We start from the raw sequence: 24,014 nt of genomic DNA on the forward strand, positions 1-24,014 counted from the left end.
GGACAATAACTGCTGGAGTTCGAAAATAAAAATAAAGCTTTATTACGTTTTGTAACGTGATTAAATTACGAGATAATTTTCTCTAAAATATTATAAATAGGCAATTCTGTCAGCTCCCATGCTCGAGCTTCAAAAGCCAAGCCTGAGCTCAAAAACAAGGCATGGCAGCAGTCCAGTAACTGAACTGCTGCAAAGAGGAACGCGAGTCAACAATACCTAGGTGGCTTGCCGACGCAAGAAAGCAGGAATTTCTAACTGATCATCCTCAACTTGCTGCTGTGTCTGACCACCACGTGCATTTGTATCTAACCCACCGGCTTGTGCCGGGTTCATAGTCGGTGCACGCCGGCTTTGCGGCGCTGCTGGTTGCTGGGCAACCTGTGGCGCGGCTTGCGGTATAGCTTGGGCAGGTTCTACCTCAAAGCTATCTTCAAAGTGCTCTTCCTCACGTCGGCCAAGCCCGCCGGCCAAACGGCGAAGCAACCCCATAGGTTTATGCTCTTCTTCATGCCCATGGTGCTCGTCATAACGGCCTGCTGGTGCAGTTTCAAAAGCTTCCACCTCGGGCTGTGCTGGCGCTGGCATCACAGGTGCAGGCATCATCGGCTCTTCAATGTGTTGCATTGGTTGCGCCTGCTGCAGAGCTGGCTGGGCCATCCGCGGTGATGTTTGCGGGCTGGCGGCACGCATTTCCTTTTGGGCAACTTCAGGAAAATCTTCAACCCGCGGCATCCGTGTATTTACGTTCACTTCTTCAGCAACGGGCGGAATAAATGGTTCTGGAATTGGCGCGGCTTCTGGAGCATGTGCTTGTGGCTCAAGCTCGTCAATCATCCCGCCATGGTCAAACTCGCTCATTTGATAGGGCGCAATTTCAACTTCAGGATCAGCACTGGAAACAACAGGCTGCAGCACCCGCTCAATTTGCGGCGCTGGCTGTGCAATCATGCTGGTCGTATCAGCTTTTGGCGCTGCGCTTGCACTTTGCAGCCGCTGTGTCAGCTCGGCCATACGCACTTCCGCAGGACTGACATCCTCACGCAATGCTTTATCAATGCCAGTTGCCACCACAGAAACACGAATAACACCGTCGAGCGACTCATCGAAGGTTGCACCCAAAATAATGTTGGCGTCAGGGTCCACTTCCTCACGAATACGCGTGGCCGCTTCATCAACTTCAAATAAGGTCAGATCATTACCACCGGTGATAGAAATCAGCAGCCCTTGCGCACCTTTCATTGAGGTTTCATCGAGCAGTGGATTGGCAATGGCAGCTTCCGCCGCCTGCATGGCGCGGTTATCGCCAGAGGCTTCACCCGTCCCCATCATCGCTTTACCCATGCCGCGCATAATCGAGCGCACATCCGCAAAGTCGAGGTTGATCAAACCTTCCTTGACCATCAAGTCCGTAATACAGGCCACACCGGAGTATAAAACCTGGTCAGCCATGGCAAACGCATCGGCAAACGTGGTCTGCGCATTGGCAACACGGAAAAGGTTCTGGTTTGGAATAACAATCAACGTATCTACGTTACGCTGCAATTCCTCTATACCGGCTTCAGCAACCCGCATGCGCCGCGAACCTTCAAATTGGAATGGCTTGGTCACCACACCAACGGTCAAAATACCTTGTTCACGCGCCGCGCGGGCAATCACAGGTGCAGCACCCGTACCGGTACCCCCGCCCATACCGCCGGTAATAAATACCATATGAGCGCCGGAAAGATGGTCGTTGATCTCGTCAATGACCTCTTCGGCAGCAGCGTTACCCACTTCCGGCTGCGATCCCGCACCCAAACCTTCGGTAACAGCAACACCCATTTGTATCACGCGCTCGGCCTGGTTAAGGGCCAACGCTTGTGCATCTGTATTGGCAACAACAAAGTCACAACCCTGCAAACCACAGGTAATCATGTTATTGACTGCGTTCCCGCCAGCACCACCAACACCGAAAACGGTAATCCGTGGCTTCAATTCCTGAATATCAGGCATCTGCAGGTTAATTGTCATAGTGTCCTCGCGACCTACATGCCCGAACCGGGCATGTCATTCTTCCTCTCATGCCTTCGCTGTTGCCAGCGAAACTTTACTCTGACTAATGAGTCAGAAACTCTCTCTAAGCCACTGCCCAACACGTGCAAGATAATTGCCCGTACCACCCCAGGGTGTTCTGTGGACTTGTGGTTCAAATTGCTCAATCTGCGCAACTTGCGGGTAAATCAACAAGCCCGCCGCCGTCGAAAAGGCTGGCCCCTTGGCTTGCGATGGTAAACCCGAAATACCAAGCGGCCGCCCAAGACGCACATTGCGCCCCAAAATCCGCCTTGCCGTTTCACTCAGCCCGGTAAGCTGACTGCCACCGCCTGTTAAAACAACACGTTTTCCAACCCGACCGGCAAAACCCGAGGCCACCAGCCGGTCGCGTACCAACTCCAAAATCTCTTCAACACGTGGCCGGATAACCCGTGTTAAATCCGCTTTAGAAACCTGATGCGGCAAATCCCCTTCGGCATCTACCGGCGGTACGCTCATAATTTCCTGTTCATCTGCCGCGCTAGGCAAAGCCGAACCATGCAGCGTTTTAATCCGCTCTGCCTCGTGCATTCTTGTGGAAAGTCCGCGCGCAATGTCCATTGTTACGTGGTTTCCGCCCACAGCCACAGCATCCAGATGCACCATATGGCCACCGAAAAAGATCGAAAGGGTCGTTGTCCCCCCGCCAAAATCGATACACGCAACCCCCAGCTCGGTTTCATCGCCCACAAGGGTTGATAATCCAGCAGCATAAGGCGTTGCCACCATAGCTTCCACCTGCAAATGGCCGCGCTCGATACAAAGCTCCAGATTACGCACCGGAGGCACTTCTGCACCCACCACCTGCATATCCACGCTCAGTTGTCGCCCCATCATCCCGCGCGGATCGCGAATACCCGGGCTGCCATCAAGGCCATAAGAAATCGGCAGCGCGTGCAACACAGCCCGCCCGTCTTGGGCATTATGGGCAGAACCAGCCGCCAAAACCCGCTGAATATCGGCCTCGCTAACACTCTCGCCATTAACATTCACCTTGGCAGAGAGAATTTCGCTGTTCAACCGCCCGCAGCTCACATTCACCAAAAGCGATTCAACCATCACCCCGGCCATGCGCTCGGCCTTGTCCACCGCCCGTCGGATCGCCTGCTCGGCCAGGTCCATATCCACTACAACGCCAGACTTGATCCCGCGCGAAACCTGATAGCCATAGCCCATAATCTGAATGGCATGGCTACGCCCGGGCATCAACTCGCCGTCCTCTTGCGGTATAAGCTTGGCAATCATACAACAAACTTTGGTCGAGCCCACATCGAGCACAGAAACCACGCTAGAGCGCCGCGCATGCAGCGGTCGCATCCGCCGCGGTAAAAAGATAACGTTGCGCGGTTCACTCATGTCTCTGCCCCCTGATGTCCATTTTTTCTTCTTTTTTCAAGGGCCGCCCGCCGCCGTATGGCGGCTTCTTTCGAAAGGCGCACAACAACACGGTCCTTAAGCCGCAAATCCACCGCAACAATGTCCCGGTTTAGCAAGCCGCTTTGCCGGTCCATCTTCACCAGCTCAGAAAGCGCGTGCGCCAGCCCGTTTTCAGGCAAACGCACCACAATTCCGTTTTCCAAATTCAAATCCCAGCGCCGTTCAGAGCGCAGGTTCGCCGCCCGCACCCGCCCGCGTAACTCGGGGTAATCGGCAAGTGCCTGCATAATCTCGCTAGCTCGGAACTGCGCCCCGTGGTTCACCACCCGCAACAAATTGGCATATCGCCCATCCACCTGATCGGTGATAACCGCGCCATCGCGATTGATAACCGAAACAATATCGCCCCGCTGCCACAAGGCATAGGGCTTTTGCTCGGCGATATCGATTTTCAGCGTACCGGGATAAAGCTTTTGAATACTGGCATCCCGCACCCAGTTGAGTTTTTGAATACGCGCGCGTGCAGCTTCGGCATCAAACATGACCAAAGAGGGTTTTTCGCCCATTTCCAAAGTTTCAAGAACCTGAAATTCGGCAACTTGCTTTAATCCGTCAATTTCGATGGAATTAATCGAAAATCCCAGTGCGGTGGTAAGTGATTCGGCAACAATCCGCCCATGACCACCCAAAACGATGCCATAAATAGCAGCAGCTCCAAGGAAGCTCACCGCCCCCACAGAGCCCGCCCAGCGCGGTACATAGGCAAAAACACCCGTCACCCCCCAAGTGGGGCGCTGGTGCAAACGTGACACGCCGCGAGGGAGGATAAGCCGTCCCCAATCACGTCGGCGCAACAGCCACGTTTTAAATTTTGCCTTTATCTTCCGCAACTTGCGTCCTCCACGATCCAACTTACCAGCTTAGTGAAATCGTGCCCGGCATGGGCGGCAATTTCTGGCAGCAACGAAGTTGGCGTCATGCCTGGTTGTGTATTCACCTCAAGACAAATCAATTCACCCAGTCCGTTTTCTTTTTCAAAGAACCTGAAATCGGCTCTTGAAATTCCTCGACACCCGAGCGCTTGATGTGCCTGTAAGCTTAGTTTTTGTATTTCTTGGTAAACAGAGGGTAAAATTTTTGCAGGAAGTACGTGTTGTGAACCGCCAGGTGCATATTTACTATCAAAATCATAGAATTTTTGCCCCTGTGGAATAATGTCAATAACTCCCAGCGCCATGTTTCCCATCACTGCACATGTCAATTCACGCCCTGGGATGTAGCGCTCCACCATTAACTCTTCGGCAAACCCCCAGTCACTTCGGGTCAGTTCTTGCGGTGGGTGGGCATGCTCTTCCCCCACTATCAGCACCCCGAAACTAGAGCCTTCGCAAATCGGTTTCACCACATAGGGCGGCGTCATCACGTGGGCTGTTGCCGCCTCTTCACGCCGCACAACCTTATGTTCGGCAACCGGTACACCGGCCGCTTTCATTACCGCCTTGGCTTTTACCTTATTCATAGCAAGGGCAGAGGCACTCACCCCCGAGTGGGTGTAGGGAATTTGTAAAAGCTCCAGCACCCCCTGCACGCAGCCATCTTCACCAAATGGGCCATGCAACGCGTTGAAAGCCACGTCCGGCTGCAGCTCTTGCAACACAGCAACCAAATCACGTCCCACATCAACGCGGCTCACGCGGTAGCCCGCCGCCTCCAAAGCCGTTGCACACGCTTCACCAGAGCTTAAAGACACCGGGCGCTCGTTGGCCCATCCCCCCATGAGTACGGCAACATGCTTTTCCATCGAATACTAACTTTCTTTTCCTAAAAATGGCTCAATCGGTGCGTCAACAAACTTGCCAAGCCGTTTGATTTCCCATTCAAGCTTAATACCGGTTGCAGCCAGCGCTTTAGCACGCACACTTTCCCCAAGGGTTTCAAGGTCATGTGCACTGGCATCGCCCGTGTTCAACATAAAGTTGCAGTGCAAATCCGACATTTTTGCGCCGCCCACGCAAAAACCACGACAACCGGCCGCATCCACCACTTTCCAGGCACTCGTGCCTTCAGGGTTTTTAAAGGTCGAACCACCGGTTTTTTCGCGTATCGGCTGAGCTTTTTCGCGGTGTGCCACCACCTCGGCCATTTGCGCGCGAATGTCGTCCTCATCGCCCGCCGTGCCCTCAAGTTCGGCACCAGTAAAAATCAAATCAGCACCGGCAGAACTGTGCCTGTAGGCATAGCCCATATCCTCAAGCGAGAGCTCAAGTTGCACCCCCTGCCGGTTCACAGCAAACACCTTGCGCACCAGGTCCTTCAACTCGCCGCCATGCGCCCCGGCGTTCATGCGCAACGCACCGCCCAGCGCACCGGGTATGCCGGTTAAAAAGCTGAAACCGGCTATCGCGTGTTTTGCGGCAAACTCCGCCAGCTTCTTGTCAGGCACGCTGGCTCCAGCCAATAAACGCGTTCCACCAAGGTGGCTCACTTGCCCAAATCCCTTCATGGGCAAGCGAATAACAACACCGTCAATACCGCCATCGCGCACCAAAAGGTTCGAGCCAAGCCCGACTACAGTAACCGGCACCTCAGCGGGCAATAGCTGGAAGAACAAAGCCAAATCATCGGCATCTTGCGGCTGGAACATAAGTTCCGCAGGCCCGCCAACACGAAACCAAGTCACCGACGCAAGCAGTTGACCAGGAATTAACCGCCCTCGAATTTCGCCAGCCCGTGCGCCAAGCCACTGCTCAACAGGAGAAACGCTCATTATGCATTCCCCTTCACAGCTGCCAATTCATCAGGTAGCTTTTGTGCCCAATGTGTAACGGTACCCGCACCAAGGCAAATAACCGTATCACCAGCGTCTGCATGCTCAAGTACAGCCTGCGCCAAAACTTCGGGCGCTTCAAAAGCATAGGCATTGCGGTGGCCGCCAGCCTTCAGGCCGGAAACAAGGTCTTCTTGCAATGCCCCTTGAATAGGTTGCTCACCCGCCGCATAAACGGGCGATACCAACACAACGTCCGCGTCGTTAAAACAGGCACAAAAATCATCAAACAACGACTGCAAACGCGAGTATCTGTGTGGCTGCATCACCGCCACCACCTTGCCATTGGTCGCCTCACGCGCCGCATGCAGTACCGCCTTAATCTCTACCGGATGGTGCGCGTAATCATCATAAACATCAATGCCCGCCCCTTGGCCTGTATAGGTAAAGCGCCGCTTGACCCCGCCAAATTCCGCAAGGCCACGGCGAATATCTTGCGCACTGATACCCAGTTGATGCGCAAGAGCAATGGCTGCTGTTGCATTGGAAACGTTGTGCAAGCCCGGCATCGGCAAGATCAAATCTTCCATCAACACTTCATCACCGGAACGTCGGTCACGGATTTTCACCGAGAACACCGATTTGCCGTTACCCATCTGCACATCAAAAAACCGCACGTCCGATTGTGGGTTCTGCCCATAGGTGACAATGCGCCGGTCTTCAATTTGCCCCACCAACGATTGCACTTCAGCGTGGTCAAGACACATCACGGCAAAACCGTAGAACGGTACATTTTCAACAAACTGCGCAAACGCTCGCCGTACGCCATCAAAATCGCCGTAATGGTCAAGGTGCTCAGGGTCAATATTGGTCACCACGGCAATGTCAGCGGGCAGTTTGACAAAAGTCCCGTCAGACTCGTCCGCCTCAACCACCATCCACTCACCACCGCCCATACGCGCATTGGTGCCATAGGCATTAATAATTCCGCCGTTAATGACTGTCGGGTCCATCTCCCCCGCTTCCAACAGTGCCGCCACCATAGAGGTCGTGGTGGTCTTGCCATGGGTGCCCCCAATAGCCACCGCCTGCTTGAAGCGCATTAGCTCTGCCAACATTTCCGCGCGCCGTACCACCGGTAGTTTCGCTTCACGCGCTGCTTTAAGCTCTGGGTTATCCCCTTTAATCGCCGATGAAATCACGCAGACTTCAGCATCTTTGAGGTTCTCTGCCCGCTGGCCAACCATCACCTTAATGCCTTTGGCGCGTAAACGCTGCACATTCGCATTATCGGCAATATCAGAGCCTTGTACCGTGTAGCCCAGATTATGCAGCACCTCGGCAATGCCGCTCATACCAATCCCGCCAATTCCAACAAAATGTACTGGCCCCAGTTCCACCGGCATTTTCATAGGGTTTGCCCTCTTAATTTTTAGGCCGGCGTAAACCGGCAACATCTTCAACAATATTGGCAAGCTGGTCCACCGCATCCAAATGCCCTTGTTCAAGGGCGGCAGCGGCCATTCTCTCCAGCTCGGCTGGGCTTTGCATAAACCGGCGCAAATGTGTGGCCAATTGTGCCCCGTCAAGGTTCTTTTGTTCCACCATCAGCGCCCCGCCTGCATCCGCTAAAGCCTGTGCGTTCAGCTTCTGGTCATTATCCAGTGCCCCCGGCAGCGGTACCAGCATGGCAGGACGGCCAAGCGCTGCCAATTCGCTCACCGTCATGGCTCCCGAGCGCGAAACCACCAAATGCGCTCCTGCCATCTTTGCAGGTAAATCTTGAAAAAAGCTCGCCAGCTCTGCCTCAATGCCCAATTCAGCGTAGCACGCTTGCACAGCCTCAATGTCTTCAGGGCGGCACTGTTGCACCAGTTTGATATTCCGGCGCTCTTCGGCACTCAATAGCGTCAACGCTTGCGGCAAAAGCTTCGAGAAAACCCGCGCCCCTTGGCTGCCACCAAACACCAACAAACGCAGCGGTTCACTTTTGCCAGGCGCACGATAAGCTTGCCCGCACTGGGCCAGAACTTTGGTGCGTAACGGATTGCCACAAACAACCATCTTGTCGCGCAACTTACCATCCAGCTGCTTCAGCTCAAAATTACTGGCAATTACTTTCACATTTTGCGCCAACATTTTGTTGGCCCGCCCCATCACCGCATTGGCTTCGTGTAAAATTGTCGGCACACCAGCAAGCCGCGCTGCAAACATCGGCGGAAATGTTGGGTATCCGCCAAATCCCACCAGTACCTTTGGCTTTTTGGTGCGCATGATTTTCCACGCCTGCAAGGTTCCAAGCCCCAGCTTCACCGCGGTTTTCAGCAGCTTTAGTGGGTTGCGACCACGCAAGGTATCGCTCTTGATTATATGAATCTGATCCGCCGGAAAAGCACTGCCATATTTATCAGCTCGTTCATCGCTCATCAGCTCAATGGCATAACCGCGCTTTGTCAATTCATCTGCCAGTGCTTCGGCAGGAAAAAGGTGCCCTCCGGTGCCCCCGGCACACAGCATTATTTTCGTTTTCATCTACGCTCCAGCAGAATCTTCAGGAAACAGAGGACGCAGGCCGTACCCGGCTCACGCTCACCCCTGGTGTTTTTCGCGGTTGCGGCCGACGGCGTGTCAGCGCCAACACAAACCCCATCATCAAAGCGCCCGCCAACAACGATGACCCCCCATAAGAAATAAATGGAAGCGTCATCCCCTTTGGCGGAATAAGGTTCAAATTCACCGCTAAATTAATGCAGCTTTGCAACCCGAACAAACACACAAGTCCGCTCACAGCTAGCCTGCTGAAAGTATCTTGCTCGCGGCCCGCCATATATAGCCCGCGCATTACCACAAAGGTGAAAGCAGCAACAATAAATAAGCTGACAATAATCCCGTATTCCTCAGCGGCAACAGCAAAAATAAAATCTGTGTGACTATCGGGCAATATCCGTTTGACAATTCCCTCGCCAACCCCGCGGCCAAACCAGCCACCAGATATGAAACTGTCAATCGCCTTATCGATTTGATAGGTATCACCGGAAGACGGGTCTAAAAACCGCATAATGCGCGAGCGTACATGCGGCAAATACACAAACGCCGCACTCACACCGCCCAAGCCCAATACCGATAGTGGTACAATGGCTAACCACGACAAACCGTTTAAGAAGAACAACGCCGCCACCACAAAGGTAATCAACATCGTTTGTCCAAAGTCGGGCTGAGCCAGCAACAACCCGACAACCAGGAGGTATAACAGGATAGAAATCACCCGTCCGGGCACATCGTGGCGTTTACGCGCTTCCGCCAGCAAAAATGCCACCAGCACTATCAGCGTTGGCTTGACAAATTCCGAAGGCTGCAACGAATAGCCAAACATACTGATCCAGCGCCGCGCCCCTTTAATTTCGTAGCCGCCGAACAGCGTCGCCACCATAAGGGCTATACCGGTAATAAACCCGAGCAGCGCCACCCGCCGCACCATACGTGGCGACATGGCCGAAACCCCGAGCAAAAGCGCAATACTGGGAATAAGAAAAAAGGCTTGTCGCTTCACAAAGTGAAATGGCTCCACACCAATACGTTCGGCTACCGGAGGGCTTGCGGCCAATGAAAGCACAATACCAGCCCCCATGAGCAACAAGATACCCATTAGCATAAACCGGTCTATTGTCCACAACCACTCGGAAAAAGCACTGCGATCGGTGCGTGATACCATCACTTCTCCCCTTTAATGTTCATAGCTTCCGCCGCCTCTTGCGCTGCTTCGCAAAAAGCATGTCCACGCTCTTCAAAAGAGGAAAACATATCGAACGAGGCACACGCGGGCGAAAGCAGCACCACCGCTTCGTTATGCTTGGAAGCACGCGCATCATCCGCCGCTGCCCTCACCGCGCTTTCAAGGCTGGCAAATATCTGTGTCTCCACATGCCCTTCCAGGCTTTGCGCAAATTCCTCGGCAGCCTCGCCAATCAAATAGGCTTTTGCCATATTGGGGTAATATTGCTTGAGCGAGCTTATCCCGCCCGCTTTGGGCCGCCCCCCGGCAATCCAGAAGATATGGTCATAACTGGCCAGAGCATGCGCGCTCGCTTCCGCATTGGTCGCCTTGCTGTCATTGACAAACAACACATGTCCAGCTTGCGCCACCACTTGCGCACGGTGCTCAAGGCCCGGGAAACTCTCCAGCCCTTCGGCTATTTCCCCGCGCGACAAGCCAAGCGCCGAAGTTACAGCCACCGCAGCCGCAGCGTTTTGCCCGTTATGCGCCCCGCGTAACGAGCGGCATCCCTCCAGATCGGCCATAACAATCTCGTCGCCATCGCACGCTTCCACCACCGTACCCTGTGTGTAGTAAACGCCGTTTTGCACTGGTTCACGAGAGGATATCGCATCCACGCTCTGTTCACCATTTTCCAACAATCGATCATAAAGGGTGGCACAGTAATCATCATCCACCCCCACAATGGCCAAACGGCTTGCCCGCACCAATCGCGACTTCACATCGCCATAATGTGCCATATCCCCGTGGCGATCCAAATGATCGGGCGAGAGGTTCAGCAACACACCAATGTCCGGTGCGAGTGATGGTGCCAGATCAATCTGGTAGGAAGAACATTCCACCACATAAACCCGCTCTTCGCTCAAAGGATCAAGATCAAGCACAGGGCGGCCAATATTTCCGCCCATCTGCACATCAAACCCCGCATGGCGTAACAAATGCGAAATCAGTGCCGTACTGGTAGATTTCCCGTTGGTGCCGGTAATGGCAACAAAAGCGGCATCAGGGCATTTGGCCTCGCGCTCGCGTTGAAACAACTCCACATCACCGATAACTTCAACACCGTTTTCCTGTGCCTTTTTCACACTCCAGTGCGGTTCGGGGTGGGTAAGCGGCACTCCGGGAGCCAATACAAGCGCTTCGTAGCGGCCAAAGTCGGCATCTTGCAAATCAATCACATCCAGCCCGGCTTCTTCGGCGGCCAGTGTTCGCTCGGGGTTATCATCCCAAACATCCACCCGTGCTCCGCCAGCCACAAGGGCTTTGGCTGTCACCAAGCCAGACCCCCCAAGCCCGAAAACAGCGACATCTTTGCCGCTCATGGTCGTCACCGGGATCATCTCAACACAACTCCTACTGCACTTCAAACGCTTTAGCGTAATTTCAATGTCGCCAATCCGACCAGCGCCAACACCACAGCAATAATCCAGAACCGAATAACAACTTGTGACTCGGTCCATCCCAAATGCTCGAAATGATGGTGAATAGGTGCCATTTTAAACACCCGCTTGCCGGTCATTTTAAACGAAGCCACCTGAACAATCACAGAAACCGCTTCCAGCACAAACAAACCGCCCACAATCGCCAGCACAATTTCATGCTTGGTGGCAACCGCAATCGAGCCCAGCATACCGCCCATGGCAAGCGAGCCGGTATCCCCCATAAAGATCGCGGCGGGGGGCGCATTAAACCACAAAAAGCCAAGCCCTGCCCCAATCACAGCGCCGCAAATAACAGCCAGCTCACCAGTGCCCGGCACATAGTGAATTTGCAAGTATTCGGCAAACACCGCATTACCGGTCAAATAGGCAATCAAGGCAAACGAAGCGGCGGCAATCATTACCGGCACAATGGCCAAACCATCCAGCCCGTCGGTCAGGTTCACCGCATTGCCGGCTCCCACAATAACAAAGGCGGCAAAGGGCACGAAAAACAGTCCCAGATTAATGGTCAGCTCTTTAAAGAAAGGAAAACCGATAGAGGTCGAAAATGGCGCACCATCCAGCAGCGTCACCGCATAAGCGGCACCACCGGCAATGGCAAATTCCAGCCCCAGCCGGGCCTTGCCGCCAAACCCTTTGTGCGAGGATTTTGAAACCTTTAAATAATCGTCATAAAAACCAATCAAGCCGAAACCCAGCGTCACCAGCACCACGATCCAGGTATAGGGGTTCGACAAATCCGCCCACAATAGCGTCGCCATCAACATACCGGAGAGGATCATAAGTCCCCCCATGGTTGGCGTGCCCTTTTTGGTCAGCAAATGGCTGGCAGGGCCATCTTCCCGAATTGGCTGGCCATGTCCTTGCCGCAGTCGTAAGGCTGCAATAATTTTGGGGCCAAAAAGAAACACAAACAACAGCGCGGTCATAATCGCGCCGCCAGTGCGAAACGTAATATACCGGAAAACGTTAAGGGCAGAAAAATGGTTGGCGAACTCGCCAAGGTAATACAACATTCAAAGGTCCTTTAAACCGCTAAGGTTAGTTATGACGTAAAACGCTTTCCAATTGCTTTAACAAGCACACCCATTTTAGAGCCCAAAGACCCTTTAATCATGAGTGTATCATCGCTTTGCAATGCACTAAGCAGCTGATCTTTCATTTCTTTAGCGCTAGGGGCATACCCGCCGCGCACATGTTCGGGTAATTGCTCATAAAGTGCTTTCATCATAGGGCCAACACAGTAAACTTGGCTAGTGCCACATTGCGCAATAACCCGCGACAAACCGCGGTGGTAACGCTCGCTGTTATGCCCCAACTCCAGCATATCACCCAGCACCGCAACGCTACGCCCGCCGCGCTCGCGTGCAAGGGTTGCCTGTAGCTCTAAAGCTGCCTTCATACTTGCCGGATTGGCATTATAGCTTTCATCCAAAAGCAAAGCCTTGCCATTGGGCAGGTTAAGCTCAACCTGCGCCCCGCGCCCGCGCGGTGCTTTAAGCTCACTCAAGGCCATTGCCGCCAGCGCAAGGTCTGCGCCAAGTATGCCCGCAACACTTAAAACGCCAAGCGAGTTAATCACGTGGTGTTCGCCCGGTGCACCCACTTTGTACGTAAGCTCTTGCCCGTGGTAATTTGCAGTCAAACAACTACAATCTGGCAAAAGTGCCAGCTTATCCGCCCACACATCCGCGCCCGGCTTTAAACCATAGCTGACAATATTGGGCACACTGGCAACCACGGCAAGGAACCGGAGCAAGTCATACTGTTTGTTATCACGGTTAAGTACTGCCGTACCTCCCGGCTCCAGCCCGCAAAAAATCTCGGCCTTGGCGCGTGCCACATCTTCAATGCTTTCAAAGTGTGCCATATGTACCGGCTCAACACCGGTAATCAACGCACAATGCGGCCTCACCAACTGCACCAGTGGAGTAATTTCACCACTATGGTTCATACCAATTTCAAACACGCCAAAGTCTGCATCACGCGGCAAACGCGCCAGGCTCAGCGGCACCCCCCAATGGTTATTAAAGGACTTAACCGAGGCATGGGTCTTACCGCTCGCAGCTAACGCCAAACGCAGCGCTTCTTTGGAACTGGTTTTACCCACCGATCCGGTAACAGCAACAATGCGCGCTTTCGAGCGTGCACGCGCACAAACACCAAGACGGCGCAGCGACGCCAACACATCCTCAACAACGATATAAGCACCATTTTCGGGCAATTCGGGCAGTTTTTCTTCGGCAACTACCGCCAATGCAGCGCCATTTTCCAACGCCGCCCCTGCAAACGCATGGCCATCATGCACATCACCCAAAATGGCAAAATAGGCTTCACCCTGCTTGATATCACGGCTATCAATCGAAATGCCGGTGATCGCAGCCGCCGGTGTACCCGCGATCCGCCCATCAACCCCGAAAACAAATTCTTCCAAAGTCCACAAGGGCGCATCTTCCACCGGCATCCCCGCTGGCAGCACAGGTATATCCGCAACATCAATCATTGGTATCACCAAGCCGGGCACATCCCCGCTTGCTTGCCCCCCAACAACATCCGCTTTTGCACCTTCACCAACATCACCTTGAGCGCTCTCGCTTGCACGATCGCCTGCATCTGCGTTTTCAGCCCTACTCTCTTTCGGTAAGGCGTCTCTAGGCTTTTCCTCATGCGCCACATCACCATGCGGACTTTGTAAAGCGGCGTCCTCAGCCTCTTGTGTAGGGCTATCATCTGCAACAGCTTCAACCGCAGCGCTTTCATGCTCTGCTTGTGCCATTTCAGCCGCACTCTCTTGCGCATCCAGTTGCTGCAAATCAATGGCAAACTGTACAGCTTCATGGTCAGAGAACGGTAAAACCTCACCATTTACAATCTGCCCGGTTTCGTGGCCTTTACCAGCCACCACCAGCACATCACCTTTCCCAAGCATATCAACGGCGCTAACAATCGCATCACTACGATCACCAATTTCGATAGCACCAACAGCAGCAGCCATTATTTCCAGGCGAATAGCAGCAGGGTCTTCACTACGCGGATTATCATCTGTAACAATTGTCACATCGGCAAGGCGCGAGGATATCTCGCCCATTAATGCCCGCTTGCCGGTATCACGGTCGCCCCCGCAGCCCATCACACAAATGAGGCGGCCACTGGCATAGGGGCGCAGCGCCTTAAGTACATTTTCAAGCGCATCCGGCTTGTGCGCATAATCGATATAAATCAGCCCGCCATTGCTTTTGCCAACAAGCTCCAAACGGCCCGAAGCCCCCTTTAACTCTTCAAGGGCAGCAAGCACGGTTTTAGGCGCAATACCAACAGCCATAGCCAGCCCAGCCGCCAGCAATGCGTTGCTCACCTGAAACGCTCCGGCAAGCGGCAATTGCACAAAATACATCTCGCCAGCAACTTCAAGCTCTAATAGCTGCACAAAGCCTTCGCTAACACTGCTAATAAGCTTGATACCATTGCCTTCGCGGCCAACGCTAAAAATTTCCTGTCCGCGCGCCTTGGCAATTTCAACAATCCGCTCGGCGTAGGGTTCACTCGGGTCCACCACAACAACGCCGTCTGCAGGCAAAACTTCGCCAAACAATCGCAACTTTGCCGCTAAATAGTCCTCAACCGAACTATGGTAATCCATGTGGTCACGGCCAAGGTTGGTAAAGGCAGCCGCTTTAAGCACAACACCGTCAAGCCGGTGCTGGTCTAGCCCATGGCTGGATGCCTCCATCGCCGCATGGGTAATGCCGTCTCCTGCAAGAGCACTTAAGTCTTTATGCAACGAAACCGGATCGGGCGTTGTCAAACCGCCATAGCTTTGCCCATCACTGGTAACAGTGCCAATGGTGCCAAGGCTGGCCGCTCGTTGTCCGGCAAACTCGAATATTTCGCGCACAAAAACCGCAACCGAGGTTTTGCCCGACGTACCCGTCACCGCAACCATAGTCTCGGGTTGCCCACTGTGTAATTTCGCAGCCATCAACGGCAACAAAGCCCGTGCATCGCGCACATCAATTAAAGGGCAATCGCCAGCGGCTTCGATAGCTTCTTCATTTAAATTATTTTCATCAATAATGATCGCGGCAGCTTGGTTGGCAACGGCCTGCCCAATAAATTGGGCACCATCAACTTTCTCCCCCTTAAGGGCGATAAATGCAAAACCCGGTTCCACTTGACGGCTGTCAGCTGTGATCCCGGTTATCTCAACGCCAGTACCCTCGCCTTCGAGGGTCTCTGGTATAATTAGGTCTTCAAGTAGCATATTATTGATATTTCCGGCCTATGAGTCCTGAATATGGCAGCCGCTTGTAAAAAGTGGATTCAAGTCGAGCTTTCCAGTAAAATTTATCACATTTCCCAGCTTTACCTGAAAGCAGCGACACCGATCAAGCAATCCGCATGCGCTATGAGCACATAGCAACACAATTGCACCGATTTTGAACCGTTATTGATACGAAACTGGTATGGTTTCCGCACCCTCGTTATAATCGGGCACAACCCCCAGCATTGGCGCAATACGCCGGATAATAGCACCGCTCGTTGGTGTTGCATTATATCCGGCAACCGCGCTGCGCTGTCCTTCCGCTGGGTGTGGTTCGTCAAACATGACCAGCAACTCGTATTGCGGGTTGGACATGGGGAAAGCTGAAAGGAAAGAGGTTCGATACAATCCTTCTACATACTTCCCGTCAACCACTTTTTGTGCCGTACCTGTTTTACCGCCAACATCATAACCAGCCACTGCCGCGTTACGGCCAGAACCCTTTAAAACATTGAGACGATTAAGATATCTAAGCTCATCACTTGTCTTGCTAGAAATCACGCGCCGCGCCTCGGCCCGCGCTTCAATGGGAGTTCTTGGTAAAAATGTAGGTGGAATATAATAGCCGCCATTCACCAGTGTAGCCCCGGCAATAACCATTTGTAACGGACTAACCGATAGGCCATGACCAAATGAAATAGTCATAGCTGCAAGCTCGTTCCACTTGGGCGGTAATAAGGGCCGTGCTTCCTCGGGGAGTTCTGTTTTTAAACGCTTTGTCAAACCCAGTTCGCCAAGGAAATGCTTTTGCTCGGCAATACCGGTTGCAAGCATCGCTTTCGCCGTTCCAATATTTGACGAAAAGATGAAAATTTCTGGAACAGTTAAAGCGCGCCTGCGCCCATGAAAGTCATTAATTGTTCTACCGGAAACACGAATTGGCTGACTGGCATCAAATTTGTCTTCCATATGCACTTTGCCACTATTAAGTGCCATCGCCATCGTTAATCCCTTGAAAACAGAACCCATTTCATAAACACCGGCTGTGGCACGGTTCATCCTGTTCGGTTCAAGAGCTTGGCTTCTATCGTTTGGATCAAAATCAGGCAGCGAGCTCATGGCAATCACTTCACCCGTATCGACCTTGGTTAGTATCCCAACAGCCGCCTTGGCATTATATCGCTTTTGCGCATGCACCAACTCGTCTCGAATTGCATGTTGTACCCGCAAATCAATTGAAAGCTGTAAAGGCTTCAAAACATCCTGATTGGTAAAACCCGTTTCGCGCAAACCACTTAAAAAAGCAGTATCAATATAGCGCTCCATACCTGAAATACCCTGATTATCAATATTCACGGTACCAACAATATGGCTCGCTGTATGGCCTCCAGGGTAAAAGCGCTTACTCTCGCCCACAAAACCAACGCCGGGCAGTCCTAAACTATGCACGGCATTACGCTCGGCAACACTTATTTCGCGTTTAAGCCATATAAACCCGGCATTACTTTTTAATCGCCGTTCAATTTTAGGCGTATTTAACTCGGGAAATACACTAATTAAGCCTTCAAATACTTCATCCGCATCCGGAATTTTTCTAGGCTCCGCATAAAGTGAAGCACTCTTCACATCTGTCGCCAGAATTTCCCCATTGCGATCAATGATATCCGGTCTTGCAGCCCGATTATTCCTCGTCTCGGCCACATAAGTCACCTCGTCAGGCTCACTTTGCCAACCCAACCAGACCAGACGCCCTGCAATCGCACCATAAGCCAGTAAAAACAACAACATAGATATATATATGCGCGACTTTGCAGGCCCACGTACCCGGCCGCTTCCAATTGTTGTTTTTTTAAAAAAGGAGAAATTCCAAGCCATTTTTCCCCCTATTGAATTGCCATTGATTGACTAGCATAACCACCCATAGCCCGTGCAGAAGCAGGCTCCATAATAACGGGCCGCACAGGCAGAGCGTCCAAAGTTGTTATCTGGTCACCAGTAAGTGGTTGTAATTGCAGGTAACTATTATATCTCTCAACAATACCCTGCAAACGCGAAGGCTGGTTCAAAGCACTCCATTGCGCTTTGTAAAAGCGGATATCTTCTTTTTCTTTTTTAATTTCTTGCTGTAACAGCGCAATACGTTCCACCAAGTGTTCGTTATTCATCTTCATGTTGTAAACATATGCAGCAAGACTCAAGACAACAACAAGCAGGAACATATTGATATACCTTAACATATACCTATCCCCCTAACCCTTCGAAGCTCGCCAGATGTGGCACACCCAAGTCGAATATATCCAGCTCCCGTGCCGGTGAACTCAGCCGTCGTCCCGCACGCAAACGTGCCGAACGTGCACGAGGATTTTGTGCAACCTCATCTTCGCTAGCATCCTGATTTCCTTTGACAATAAACTCAAAGGTCGCTGGCGGAACCGCTTGTTCAGGCATATGACGCGAACCTCCCGCACGTGTTTTACACCGGTCAGCTAAGAACCGTTTAACCAATCGGTCCTCAAGGCTATGAAATGTCACAATAACCAATCGGCCACCGGGTTTTAAAACTCGCTCAGCCGCCGCCATGGCATTAGCTGCTTGATGTAATTCACTATTTACGTAAATCCGTAGCGCTTGGAACGTCCGCGTTGCAGGGTGTATGCTCGCCTTTTTCGGGTTTCGGCGTACAACTTTTTCAATAACTTTCGCAAGTTCTAAGGTTGTCTCAAAAGGCTTGAGTTCACGTGCCTGACAAATTGCATGCGAAACGCTCGACGCCCGTTTTTCTTCCCCTAGCAGGCCGATAATACGGGTTAAGTCCTTGCGCTCCATCTTGTTTACAACGTCGGCAGCACTAGGGCCACTTTGCCCCATCCGCATATCAAGCGGGCCATCAAAGCGAAATGAGAACCCGCGCGCCGCTTGATCCAGCTGCATGGAAGAAACACCAAGATCAAACACCACACCATCAACCTGCGCAAACCCGCAGTTTTCAGCATGTTGTTCTAAATCCTCAAATGTCCCGTGCACCAAATCAAGCTTGCCTTGAGCCTGAGCAACAAGCTTTTGTCCATCACGAATCGCATCCGGGTCACGATCGACCCCAATCACATGCGCCCCTTGCGCTAAAAAGGCAGCAGAATATCCGCCCGCACCAAAAGTACCATCGATAATTACTTCACCGGGCTGCACCTGCATAGCCGCCTGAACCCGTTCTAATAAAACAGGAATGTGTCGCTCGAAATCACCGCAAAGCGTGGACTTGTTGAAATCATTAGTTGCCATTGTGCATCTCCGGCATTTCCCTATTATTATTCTGGCAACGCAATACAGCTAAAGCCCGCTTTTTGGCTTCATCTTGATGTTTTGCAAAAGCTTCTGGAGCCCAGATTTGAAACTTGAAGCCCTGCCCCACAAACACAACCCTACGATCAATTCCTGTATGATTTTGTAGAGTTTCACTTAATTGAATGCGACCATCTCGATCTATTCCAAAAGTTTCGCTTGCACCAAAAAAAGCCGTAGACAAAGCATCATGCTCTACTGTCAACGGTGTAAAACCTTCAAGTCTCTTACTTATCTCATCCAGCAGCTTATTCCCGCCCGCATCAATCGCAGGCTGAAACGGCGATGGAAAACAGTAAAGACCATCAAAACCATCTTGTGCGAGTACACTTCGAAAAGCAGCAGGGATAGAAACACGCCCCTTGGCATCCACCTTATTGGTGTAATGAGAGACAAACCCGGCCATCTTTTCCTCATCGTGTTGCAGGCGAAAACCAATTGCTTTTCCATGCTCAAACACACGTAATTCAACAAAATGGTTTATAAGTCATCTAGAGACTACACTATGGGCATATATGGGTAAACATGGGCTTTTATGGGGCCTCACCATTAAACCACGCACAATCCCTAGGGTTTTCTAGCATCTACAACACTTATCACTATCTATGGTTAATGCACGGTTACCGTGATTTACAAAACTCGAAAGTTATGAACGCACAGGGTGATTATCCAAAAAATATGCGCTTTTACGGCTTGGCAACGCAAAAGCGCCTCTTGAATTTACTCAGCAATTCCCAATGATTGCAAATATGCCGCTCCATACTGTACATGCGCCATATCTGTAACTTCCAACAGTAACCGCGGCTGTGCACCACTCAACTCAATTGCACGAAACACGGCTTTCCACGGCACAATGCCCTCGCCGGCATGCCAATGCCTATCCGCGTAACCGTCAATATCTTGCAAATGCACATGACGAAGATATCCCCCCGCTTGCTGCACAAAGTAATCAACGGGTACCGAACCATAAGAAGAATGCGCCAGCTGTGCGTGACCGGTATCGATCGATACCCCAATAGCAGCACTATTTAGCTGCTGCACCACATCGACACGCCACCTCGGGTCAATATCCTCAATATTTTCCAGAACCAGTTCAACGCCCATTGAACTGGCACGCTCCACAGCCAACCGCAAATTTTCGCAGGTAACATCCGTCATTCTATCCCGCGCGCCCGGCCAACTATCAAGATTTTGATGGCACCAATAACTATAGGGACTATGTAAAACCATCTGAGTTGCACCAAATGCCGCACACGCATCCAGCGCTATCTGTAGCTTTTTCCGCGTCAGTTGCTGGCTATCAGCTTCAACCGCTGCCAAATCAATTCCATAAAATGGTCCGTGCAAACCAACAGGCCCCTGAAACCCCTCAAGAATCCGCCGACATTCATCCGCAAGGCCCTGCCAATCACCGTTGATCGTGTTGGGACTACAAAAATCGCTAATTTCAATAGGGCGCTCACGCTCAAACAGCCAATCACGGTGTATCGAGAGGTGCTTCACATCTAGAGCAGCACCTAATACCGGCTTACCCACCATAATTATTCTCCAATATACAACAAATAGTGTCTCAGTTGCGTTATTAGAGAGCGCTCATGTCAGCTGCTTGACATATGCAGCAACACGTGTGGACGAAGCCGCCTTCACACAATGATGCTTTCATCAAAAGCCTGAAACAAAGGCGATTAGCCGTACAAAAGAAAATAGAAAAAACACCAGTCGGCCTGTAAGCCGGGTTCTGTATGGCCGCAGCCCGAAGGCAAACGACGTGACGATCATTCATCTGGGACGCCCATTGCTGAGCGCCTCAAGCAACCAACCCGGGTGGTCTGGCCTGAAGACAAGCTGGAAGTAACTTCCGCGCCACCCCTATTCGGTTTTGCTCCCGGTGGGGTTTACCCTGCCGCCCTTGTTGCCAAGCGCGCGGTGAGCTCTTACCTCACCCTTTCACCCTTACCCGCACATGTGCAGGCGGTTTGCTCTCTGTGGCACTTTCCCTAAGGTCGCCCTCGCCGGACGTTATCCGGCACCGTGTCTTCATGGAGCCCGGACTTTCCTCCCCTGCGGCCTTTCAGCTCTTGCAGCAGCGATCGTCCGGCCGACTGGTAGCACTCAGGTATGCGCTTGCACCCAAAACGTCAAGCTTAGAATTCACAAAGGCATTAATTAGCCACGCAAGCACGTGCCAAAGCATCGCAAAACTGCTCACACTCTAATAAAGTGGTGTCCGCAGTCCCGACGATTAAACCAGACTGTTCTATTTCATAGCAATAAATCGAGAGTGGATTCACTCCAAAGCCAACATCATTTAGTTTATTGGCAATTGCTTTATCGTTAACAACAGCCCACTCCCCCGTGAACAAGAGGCACATTTGGACACCCGCACTTGGCTTTTCAACGATGAGCTTATCCGGAAACCTTGCAATCAGCATCTTCCATAAAATTTCTGCAGTTGCTGAATAATGGCGTGTGATGCGCCGCAAATGCCGCCGAAAAGCGCCATCTTCAATAAAGTGTGCCAATGCAAGTTGGCTATGCGCATTAGCAAGCAAACCAAGGTTTCGTTGTGCATGCGCAACCCGGCAAACATCTTCACGCCGCACCACCATATAGGCAAGACGCAGCGCCGGTATTAGGCTTTTTGCAGTTGTACCAATATAAGTAACCTCCCCATTTTTAGAGAGCCCTTGCAAGGCAACGATCGGCCGACCATAATGCAAAAACTCACTATCATAGTCATCCTCAATTATCATAGCACCGCTCGCCCTTGCCGCTTCCAGCAAGGCAAGACGATCTTTAAGAGCAAGCACCCCCCCTTGAGGGAACTGGTGTGACGGCGTGACATAAACCAGCCGTGCTGCACACTCCTGCTGGGCGAGTTGGCGTATATTGTGAGCTAAATCGTTCGCTCTGCTGGCCTTTAACAAAAGGCCACTATTCAGGAAAGCTGCCCTTGCCCCTAAATAACCTGGGTCCTCGATAAGGGCTGTATCCCCTAAATCCGCGTATAAATAGGCAGCTAATGTTAGTGCTGCTTGAGTACCCGGTACTATGATGATTTGTTCCGCATCAGCATTTACACCACGATACTCGCTGAGATAGCCACTCAGGACTTCTTTAAGATAAGCAAGCCCACTAGATGTCAGGTATCCGCTATCATGAAGGGATAACTCGTTTCCTGCTTGGCGCAGGGCACGTGCCCATTCCTGTTTTGGAAAAAGTTTAACCGATGGCATACCCGGTACCATTCGTGAACTGCGCATCCCCCGCGGCTCAAACCGGTAAGAGCGACCCAATTGCTCACCACGTTTGGAGACATAACCGGCACCCGCAGACACGCCATTTTTTAACGCAAGGTCATTATGCAAACCAACACGACCGACAGGCGCAACATCAATACTATTCACCTTCGCCCGAGCCTTGAAACGCAGCTCAATCAGACCCTCAGCAGCAAGCAGCTCAAAGGCTTCATTGATGGAACTGCGCGAAACCTTAAGCTGAATTGCTAGCTGACGGGTTGAGGGTAGAAAACTTGAAGCAGGTAAAATCCCTTCTAAAATTGCTCTTCGAATTTGCCGATATATTTGCTTTGCCAGCCCCTCACCGCTCGTTTTACGCAATTCAATTAGATCAACGAAAATGTTGGGCTCCATACCGCTATCTCAATCTGGATCAATATTAGTTTTCAATCTGGACCTATAGGTAGACCAGATTTCCCCTTATTGCTATCCCAACACAGCAAAAGAGCAAGTTATGACAGTTTCAATTGATACCAAACAGTTACCCAAATATGCGCGGGTCCGAACCACCAAACGCGCCCAGTATGACACAGGTAAAGTCTACGCAATTATTGATCAAAGCCTTGTCGCTCACGTCAGCTTTATTCACGAAGATCGCCCTATGGTTATTCCTATGGCCTTCGCCAGACAAGAGGATACTCTGTATATACACGGCGCCAAAGCTGCCCGAATTATTAAGGAAAACGCACAAAGCGCTCAAATCTCCATGGCTTTTACCCATATTGACGGTATCGTAGCAGCAAAGTCTGCCATGCATCATTCTGTCAATTACCGCTCGGTGGTTATCCATGGCACTGCTGAAAAAGTCACAGACCAACAAGAACATCAACAAGCCCTCATTGCCATTACAGAGCATCTGTTACCAGGACGCTATGCTGAAGTGCGGCCAGACACAGCAAAAGAACTCAACGCCACTGGAGTACTTGCAATAACAATTGACAGTGCAGCCGCCAAAGTCAGATCAGGCCCACCAGTTGACGACCCCGAAGATGAGCACTTGCAAAAGTGGTCCGGCGTCATACCGATAACAACGGCATTAGGTCCTGCGCAAAGCGCCAAACACGATGAGACGATAGAACTGCCGGCATCAATTAGGGCTGCGCAGAAGAAATTCGCATAGAAAAACGGCCGGAGTTACGATAACTCCGGCCGTCTCTCGTCCTTGCAGACACCCTGCATAACAGGGATCACAATCAATACTAGTTGCGTGCGAGGATAGTTTTCACTTTTTTACAATAACGTGCACTTGTCTTGTTCATGCGTCTTGCCGCATGACCCGCGTTGTATCGCAAAATTGTACCACAGACATCACCGCGTGCTTTTTTATGTGCACCCGCCAAGTACCGCATGCCATATTCAATGTTGGTCTCTGGGTGGAACAGTTTTTTAACTGACCCTCTAAAACCGACACCACGCGCAGTGGCAGGTTTAATCTGCATCAAGCCAACTTCACCGGCACGCCCTCGTGCTTTGGCATTAAAGTTGCTCTCCACTTCAACAACTGCTTTCGCCAAGTCGGTAGGTACACCGTGTTTCTTGGCCTTTTTCTCAATCATTTGGATATATGACGATTTACCGGTCTTAGCGAACGCTTCAGTGGCATTTAAAACAAAATAACCAAATAGCATTGCAATAAACATCACTCCAACAACTTTAATATCGTTAGTTATGATAGACTTCA

19 protein-coding genes and 1 other RNA gene are annotated in these 24,014 nt (G+C 51.7%); 1 reads left to right on the top strand and 19 read right to left on the bottom strand.

Translation table 11 applies throughout. The features are described from left to right. Positions 1 to 216: 216 nt before the first annotated feature. The 18 genes from ftsZ to AYK67_RS10370 form a co-directional block, all read right to left on the bottom strand. Positions 217 to 2,010, bottom strand: a complete 1,794-nt coding sequence (gene ftsZ, locus AYK67_RS10280; RefSeq protein WP_068085935.1) for a cell division protein FtsZ — start codon at positions 2,008 to 2,010, stop codon at positions 217 to 219. A 93-nt stretch (positions 2,011 to 2,103) separates the two neighbouring features. After that, entirely contained in the window at positions 2,104 to 3,429 is a 1,326-nt protein-coding gene (ftsA, locus tag AYK67_RS10285; RefSeq protein ID WP_068085938.1) for a cell division protein FtsA, read from the bottom strand. Continuing rightward, entirely contained in the window at positions 3,426 to 4,340 is a 915-nt protein-coding gene (locus tag AYK67_RS10290; protein WP_208976264.1) for a cell division protein FtsQ/DivIB, read from the bottom strand. The genes ftsA and AYK67_RS10290 overlap by 4 nt, the downstream gene beginning before the upstream one ends. After that, positions 4,328 to 5,251, bottom strand: a complete 924-nt coding sequence (locus AYK67_RS10295; RefSeq protein ID WP_068085941.1) for a D-alanine--D-alanine ligase — start codon at positions 5,249 to 5,251, stop codon at positions 4,328 to 4,330. Before AYK67_RS10295 ends, AYK67_RS10290 begins: the two co-directional genes overlap by 13 nt. 6 nt (positions 5,252 to 5,257) lie before the next feature. Continuing rightward, positions 5,258 to 6,217: a UDP-N-acetylmuramate dehydrogenase gene (gene murB, locus AYK67_RS10300; protein WP_068085943.1), complete on the bottom strand. Its 960-nt coding sequence runs from the start codon at positions 6,215 to 6,217 to the stop codon at positions 5,258 to 5,260. After that, complete coding sequence (murC, locus tag AYK67_RS10305) at positions 6,217 to 7,629, bottom strand: UDP-N-acetylmuramate--L-alanine ligase (RefSeq protein WP_068085945.1); 1,413 nt, start codon at positions 7,627 to 7,629, stop codon at positions 6,217 to 6,219. Before murC ends, murB begins: the two co-directional genes overlap by 1 nt. Before the next feature lie 13 nt (positions 7,630 to 7,642). After that, positions 7,643 to 8,749, bottom strand: coding sequence for an undecaprenyldiphospho-muramoylpentapeptide beta-N-acetylglucosaminyltransferase (gene murG / locus AYK67_RS10310; protein ID WP_068085946.1), 1,107 nt, complete (start codon positions 8,747 to 8,749; stop codon positions 7,643 to 7,645). Between the two features lie 19 nt (positions 8,750 to 8,768). After that, positions 8,769 to 9,929 carry an FtsW/RodA/SpoVE family cell cycle protein gene (locus AYK67_RS10315; RefSeq protein WP_068085947.1) on the bottom strand — a complete coding sequence of 387 codons (1,161 nt, stop codon included), beginning with the start codon at positions 9,927 to 9,929 and terminating at the stop codon, positions 8,769 to 8,771. Then, positions 9,929 to 11,332: a UDP-N-acetylmuramoyl-L-alanine--D-glutamate ligase gene (gene murD, locus AYK67_RS10320; RefSeq protein WP_068085948.1), complete on the bottom strand. Its 1,404-nt coding sequence runs from the start codon at positions 11,330 to 11,332 to the stop codon at positions 9,929 to 9,931. Before murD ends, AYK67_RS10315 begins: the two co-directional genes overlap by 1 nt. Before the next feature lie 32 nt (positions 11,333 to 11,364). Then, positions 11,365 to 12,450 carry a phospho-N-acetylmuramoyl-pentapeptide-transferase gene (mraY, locus tag AYK67_RS10325; protein ID WP_068085949.1) on the bottom strand — a complete coding sequence of 362 codons (1,086 nt, stop codon included), beginning with the start codon at positions 12,448 to 12,450 and terminating at the stop codon, positions 11,365 to 11,367. Positions 12,451 to 12,479: 29 nt separating this feature from the next. After that, positions 12,480 to 15,695, bottom strand: coding sequence for a UDP-N-acetylmuramoylalanyl-D-glutamyl-2,6-diaminopimelate--D-alanyl-D-alanine ligase (locus tag AYK67_RS10330; RefSeq protein ID WP_068085952.1), 3,216 nt, complete (start codon positions 15,693 to 15,695; stop codon positions 12,480 to 12,482). 183 nt (positions 15,696 to 15,878) lie between these two features. Next, positions 15,879 to 17,570, bottom strand: a complete 1,692-nt coding sequence (locus AYK67_RS10335) for a peptidoglycan D,D-transpeptidase FtsI family protein (protein ID WP_068085955.1) — start codon at positions 17,568 to 17,570, stop codon at positions 15,879 to 15,881. An 8-nt stretch (positions 17,571 to 17,578) separates the two neighbouring features. Then, positions 17,579 to 17,914 (bottom strand): cell division protein FtsL, encoded by a 336-nt coding sequence (gene ftsL / locus AYK67_RS10340; protein ID WP_208976265.1) that lies wholly within the window; start codon positions 17,912 to 17,914, stop codon positions 17,579 to 17,581. Between the two features lie 22 nt (positions 17,915 to 17,936). Further along, entirely contained in the window at positions 17,937 to 18,974 is a 1,038-nt protein-coding gene (gene rsmH / locus AYK67_RS10345) for a 16S rRNA (cytosine(1402)-N(4))-methyltransferase RsmH (RefSeq protein ID WP_068085961.1), read from the bottom strand. Beyond that, a complete protein-coding gene (locus AYK67_RS10350; protein ID WP_068086461.1) occupies positions 18,964 to 19,440 on the bottom strand; it encodes a division/cell wall cluster transcriptional repressor MraZ in 477 nt (158 codons plus the stop codon). The genes rsmH and AYK67_RS10350 overlap by 11 nt, the downstream gene beginning before the upstream one ends. Before the next feature lie 314 nt (positions 19,441 to 19,754). Beyond that, positions 19,755 to 20,573 carry a sugar phosphate isomerase/epimerase family protein gene (locus tag AYK67_RS10360; RefSeq protein WP_068085966.1) on the bottom strand — a complete coding sequence of 273 codons (819 nt, stop codon included), beginning with the start codon at positions 20,571 to 20,573 and terminating at the stop codon, positions 19,755 to 19,757. A 172-nt stretch (positions 20,574 to 20,745) separates the two neighbouring features. Continuing rightward, positions 20,746 to 21,140, bottom strand: an RNA gene (rnpB, locus tag AYK67_RS10365) — RNase P RNA component class A. 56 nt (positions 21,141 to 21,196) lie between these two features. Next, on the bottom strand, positions 21,197 to 22,687 hold the full coding sequence (locus tag AYK67_RS10370) for an aminotransferase-like domain-containing protein (RefSeq protein ID WP_068085969.1): 1,491 nt from the start codon (positions 22,685 to 22,687) through the stop codon (positions 21,197 to 21,199). 100 nt (positions 22,688 to 22,787) lie between these two features. Between AYK67_RS10370 and AYK67_RS10375 the strand changes: the two genes are divergently transcribed. After that, positions 22,788 to 23,453: a pyridoxamine 5'-phosphate oxidase family protein gene (locus AYK67_RS10375; protein ID WP_068085972.1), complete on the top strand. Its 666-nt coding sequence runs from the start codon at positions 22,788 to 22,790 to the stop codon at positions 23,451 to 23,453. Between the two features lie 79 nt (positions 23,454 to 23,532). On the opposite strand, the gene AYK67_RS10380 is transcribed toward AYK67_RS10375, so the two are convergent. Further along, entirely contained in the window at positions 23,533 to 23,961 is a 429-nt protein-coding gene (locus tag AYK67_RS10380) for a lytic transglycosylase domain-containing protein (RefSeq protein ID WP_420800600.1), read from the bottom strand. Positions 23,962 to 24,014: the final 53 nt, after the last annotated feature.

Source organism: Polycladidibacter stylochi (assembly GCF_001562055.1).
Lineage (GTDB): Bacteria > Pseudomonadota > Alphaproteobacteria > Rhizobiales > Stappiaceae > Pseudovibrio > Pseudovibrio stylochi.